Origin of the sequence: Streptomyces sp. BR123, assembly GCF_013401435.1 — a bacterium.
Classification (GTDB): Bacteria; Actinomycetota; Actinomycetes; order Streptomycetales; family Streptomycetaceae; genus Streptomyces.
This window is the reverse complement of record NZ_JACBGN010000478.1, coordinates 1-3,312: the sequence shown is the minus strand read 5'-3', so window position 1 is coordinate 3,312 and position 3,312 is coordinate 1. Positions and strand designations below refer to the sequence as shown.

The following is a 3,312-nucleotide window of genomic DNA, read 5'->3' as shown; positions in this document are numbered from 1 at the left end:
GGAGGGGCGCCGCCCTTTCACATGGAAGCGGAGGGGAGGGGGCCGGAAGGCCTCTGATAGGCCGGTGCCTTGACGGGCGGGTGCTGCTTCACCAGTAGGGCCAGCCAGGTGTCGGCGTTCGCCCGGCCGGTCACGGGCAGGCCGTGGGTGCGCTGGAAGAACCTCAGGTCCTCGGCGGTCGCCGCGGTGAACTCCCCCGACACCGGCGTGCCGCCCTGGCCCACGTTGTTCAGGAGTTCCTGCACGGCCCGCACCTCGAACGCACCGGATCCGGGCCCCACCTCCTTCACCACCACCGGCCAGGTCTGCCTGCCCGCCTTGCCGTCGGCGGGCAGGTCGTGCCGTTTCTGGAAGTCCATGACGGCGTCCCGGGTGTCCTGCCGGAAGAACCCGTCGGCCTGCACCTTGTAACCGTGCGCGTTGAGCAGATGCTGCAGGGCCCGGGCACGGGTGAACTGGTCCTCCTCGCCCATGCGCAGCAACGGCCACTCGTACGGTGCCTTGCTCGCGGCAGCGGCCCCGGCCGCCCCGTCGGCCGCGGCCCCGTGACCGTGGGGGGACAGCCGTTCGTGGACGACCATCCCCAGGGTGAACGACAGAACCACGGCTGCCGCGACCAGCGACGGCCGGAGCCACCGGGAACCGCGGCTCCGGCCGGAAGCGCTGCGGTCACCCGTGCCGTGCGCGGCAGTGGTGTCCGGGCGGCCGGCATCGGACTCCTCCTGTCCGGAAGCAGCCTCGGCAGCGGGGCGCTCGTCGGAGCCGTCGCGGGCGCCCGCCGGCGCGGTGCGTTCCCCTCCGCCTTCGGAGGACCGCCGGCGGCCGTTCTGCAGCAGCGCGGCCCGGCACAGCGCCCGGGCCTGCTCGAGTTCGGCCGCCGGGGCGCGTAACTGGGTGTGCAGAGCCTCCACCACCCTCAGGGGCGCGGTCGACAGATGCCTGGGATTCAGGTAGCGCGAGAGGGTCGTCTGATCGATGTCCAGCCTCACGGCGAGGGCCTGCTGTGTGGGCCGACTGCCGCCGGCCGGGCTGCCGGCCTCCTCCCACCAGCGGCGCAGCAGCCGCGCCAGCTGCGCCCCGGCGCTGTGATCCTGGTCCTGCCCGCCGCCCGGCTCCTGCGTCATGACATGCCCCTCCCGTCGTCGCCACGTCGAACACCGGGCCTCCGCACCGCCTGCATGGCTGCATAACGGCAGGTCAGGTCCGTGCATAACGGCAGGCTCCATGCATCGGCCTCAGCGGCGCCGATCGTAACGAGGCGATCGCGGTATCCGGCGCGGCCGCGTACGGGCCGTGCACGCCTCTGCCCCTGGGCAGAGCCGGACCGGCAACCGCGGCAGACGGCTCGCGTTTCACCCGGACGAGTGCGTGGAGCAGCACGGCACCGGGGCCGGCCGTGTCACCTGCTCAAGCGGGGGAGGCGGGAGACGGCGCGACCGACCGGAGCTCCGACGCCGGGTGCGATGCCGGGCGGGTGCACGAGACGGCCGTTGCCGTGGCGACCGCGCGCCGCCCTTCGCCGACCGACGATCATCCCGGGCCTCGACCCCGCGGAGGCATGCGACGCCGTGGACGGCGAGCACCCCGGGCCCCGTTGGCATCGGCTGCACCGGACGGAACTCGCTCGCCCGGACCGGAGACCCGGTGGTACCCGAGGGACGGCTGCCCCTGGCCACCCGACCACGGCTGCGCCCTTGCCGCTGCCCGGCACACGCCGACCCGTCGCGTACGGTCCGTGGGATGCACCCGACATCTGCGGACTCCTTGTCCCGTGCCCTGGACGCCCCGGGCGAGCCCCCGCTGCGGCCGCTGCCGCCCGCGGCGGCGGAACTGCTGCGTTCCCTGGGTGCCCCGCCCCGGTTGGCGGCGCACTTGCGCGTGGTCCACGACGTCGCGGTCGAACTGGTCGACTGGGTAGGGGACCGCTACCCGGACCTGGTTGTCGACCGTGACGGCGTCCTCTTCGGCGCCGCGACCCACGACGTGGGCAAGACCCTGCACCCCGAGGAACTCACCGGGCCCGGCTCGGCACACGAGGAAGCCGGCCGTGACCTGCTGCTGAGTCGCGGCTTCCCCCTTGCCCTGGCCTGGTTCGCCGCCACCCACGCCGGCTGGGACGACCCGGCGGTGACCATCGAGGACCTCCTCGTCAGCACGGCCGACAAAGCGTGGAAGGACAAGCGTGTCCCCGGCCTCGAGGACCGGCTCGTCAGGACGCTGGCCGGGGCGGCGCATCGGGAGCCCTGGGAGGAGTACCTCGCGCTCGACGACCTGCTCACCCGGCTCGGGGCCGGAGCCGGCCATCGCCTGGCCTTCCAGTCGTCGTTCCCGGTGCACGCCTGACCGGGCTCAGAGCACCTGCACGTACAGGACCCCGGCCAAGAACCCCAGCCCGAGCACCACGAAGAGCGCACCCATCGCGACGAAGGCCCGCCCCAGGCCGTTGCCCTCGGCGGGGAGCGTCCAGCGGGAGGGGTCCGCCGGGTCGTAGCGGACCTCGACCCGGGAGCCGACGCGAAGGGTCCTGTCGCGGGGGCGGCCCAGCCTCGACGTGGTCTCCATGGGCCGGCTGTCGGCCGTGCTCCAGGCGATGACCGGGCAGTACACGGTGGTCCCGGTGCTCCTGATCGTGATGGACGCTTCCGATTGCCCCTCCAACTGCATCGGTTCGAGGCGGGTGACCACACCCTGCGCTGTCACGCCCTTGCGGAGCAGCTGACCGGTCTTCCGTACCTCGCGGTATCCCACTGTGCCGAAGACGGCACCGACCAGGGTGAAGATCAGGGAGAAGAACCAGAGGGCCGGGGAAGGGGACATGAGACCTGTTTCGGTTGGGCGGCGGCCGGGGCTCAGGCGGTGAGGCCGCCGCGGGTGATGACGTCCGCGTACCAGTGGGCGCTGCTCTTGAACGTCCGGCGCTGGGTCGGGAAGTCGACGTGGACGATACCGAAGCGCTTGCTGTAACCGTAAGCCCATTCGAAGTTGTCCAGGAGGGACCACAGGAAGTAGCCGCGGACGTCGGCGCCGTCCTCGACGGCGCGGTGCACAGCCGCCAGGTGGGCGTGGAGATAGGCCACCCGCTCGGGGTCCTTCACCTGCCCCGAGGGGTCGGCGTAGTCCTCGTACGCCGCGCCGTTCTCGGTGACCACCAGCGGCACGTCCGGGAGGTCGTCCCGCAGCCGCAGCAGCAGCTCGTGCAGCCCGTCGGGGTCGACCGGCCAGTCCATGGCCGTGCGGGGCCCGGGGACGGGTACGAAGCGGACGTGCCGTTCCGCACCGGCCCACGGCGACGGGCGGTGGGAAGGGGAAGGG

4 protein-coding genes are annotated in these 3,312 nt (G+C 72.9%); 1 reads left to right on the top strand and 3 read right to left on the bottom strand.

Features of this window, described 5'->3' with window-relative positions; translation table 11 throughout:
* Window positions 1-17: 17 nt before the first annotated feature.
* Window positions 18-1,124, bottom strand: coding sequence for a peptidoglycan-binding protein (locus HYE82_RS35235; protein WP_179178303.1), 1,107 nt, complete (start codon window positions 1,122-1,124; stop codon window positions 18-20).
* 616 nt (window positions 1,125-1,740) lie between these two features.
* On the opposite strand from HYE82_RS35235, the gene HYE82_RS35230 reads away from it, so the two are divergent.
* Window positions 1,741-2,343 carry an HD domain-containing protein gene (locus tag HYE82_RS35230; protein ID WP_179178302.1) on the top strand — a complete coding sequence of 201 codons (603 nt, stop codon included), beginning with the start codon at window positions 1,741-1,743 and terminating at the stop codon, window positions 2,341-2,343.
* A gap of 6 nt (window positions 2,344-2,349) precedes the next feature.
* Here the strand turns inward: HYE82_RS35230 and HYE82_RS35225 are convergent, their stop codons facing one another.
* Both HYE82_RS35225 and HYE82_RS35220 read right to left on the bottom strand, forming a co-directional pair.
* A complete protein-coding gene (locus HYE82_RS35225; protein WP_179178301.1) occupies window positions 2,350-2,817 on the bottom strand; it encodes a DUF3592 domain-containing protein in 468 nt (155 codons plus the stop codon).
* Between the two features lie 32 nt (window positions 2,818-2,849).
* A partial coding sequence (locus HYE82_RS35220) for a family 1 glycosylhydrolase (RefSeq protein WP_179178300.1) occupies window positions 2,850-3,312 on the bottom strand: 463 nt, incomplete at its 5' end.

Coding starts and splice junctions, on each gene's coding strand:
- HYE82_RS35225 (WP_179178301.1), bottom strand. CDS start 2,817: ATGTCCCCTTCCCCGGCCCTCTGGTTCTTCTCCCTGATCTTCACCCTG.
- HYE82_RS35230 (WP_179178302.1), top strand. CDS start 1,741: ATGCACCCGACATCTGCGGACTCCTTGTCCCGTGCCCTGGACGCCCCG.
- HYE82_RS35235 (WP_179178303.1), bottom strand. CDS start 1,124: ATGACGCAGGAGCCGGGCGGCGGGCAGGACCAGGATCACAGCGCCGGG.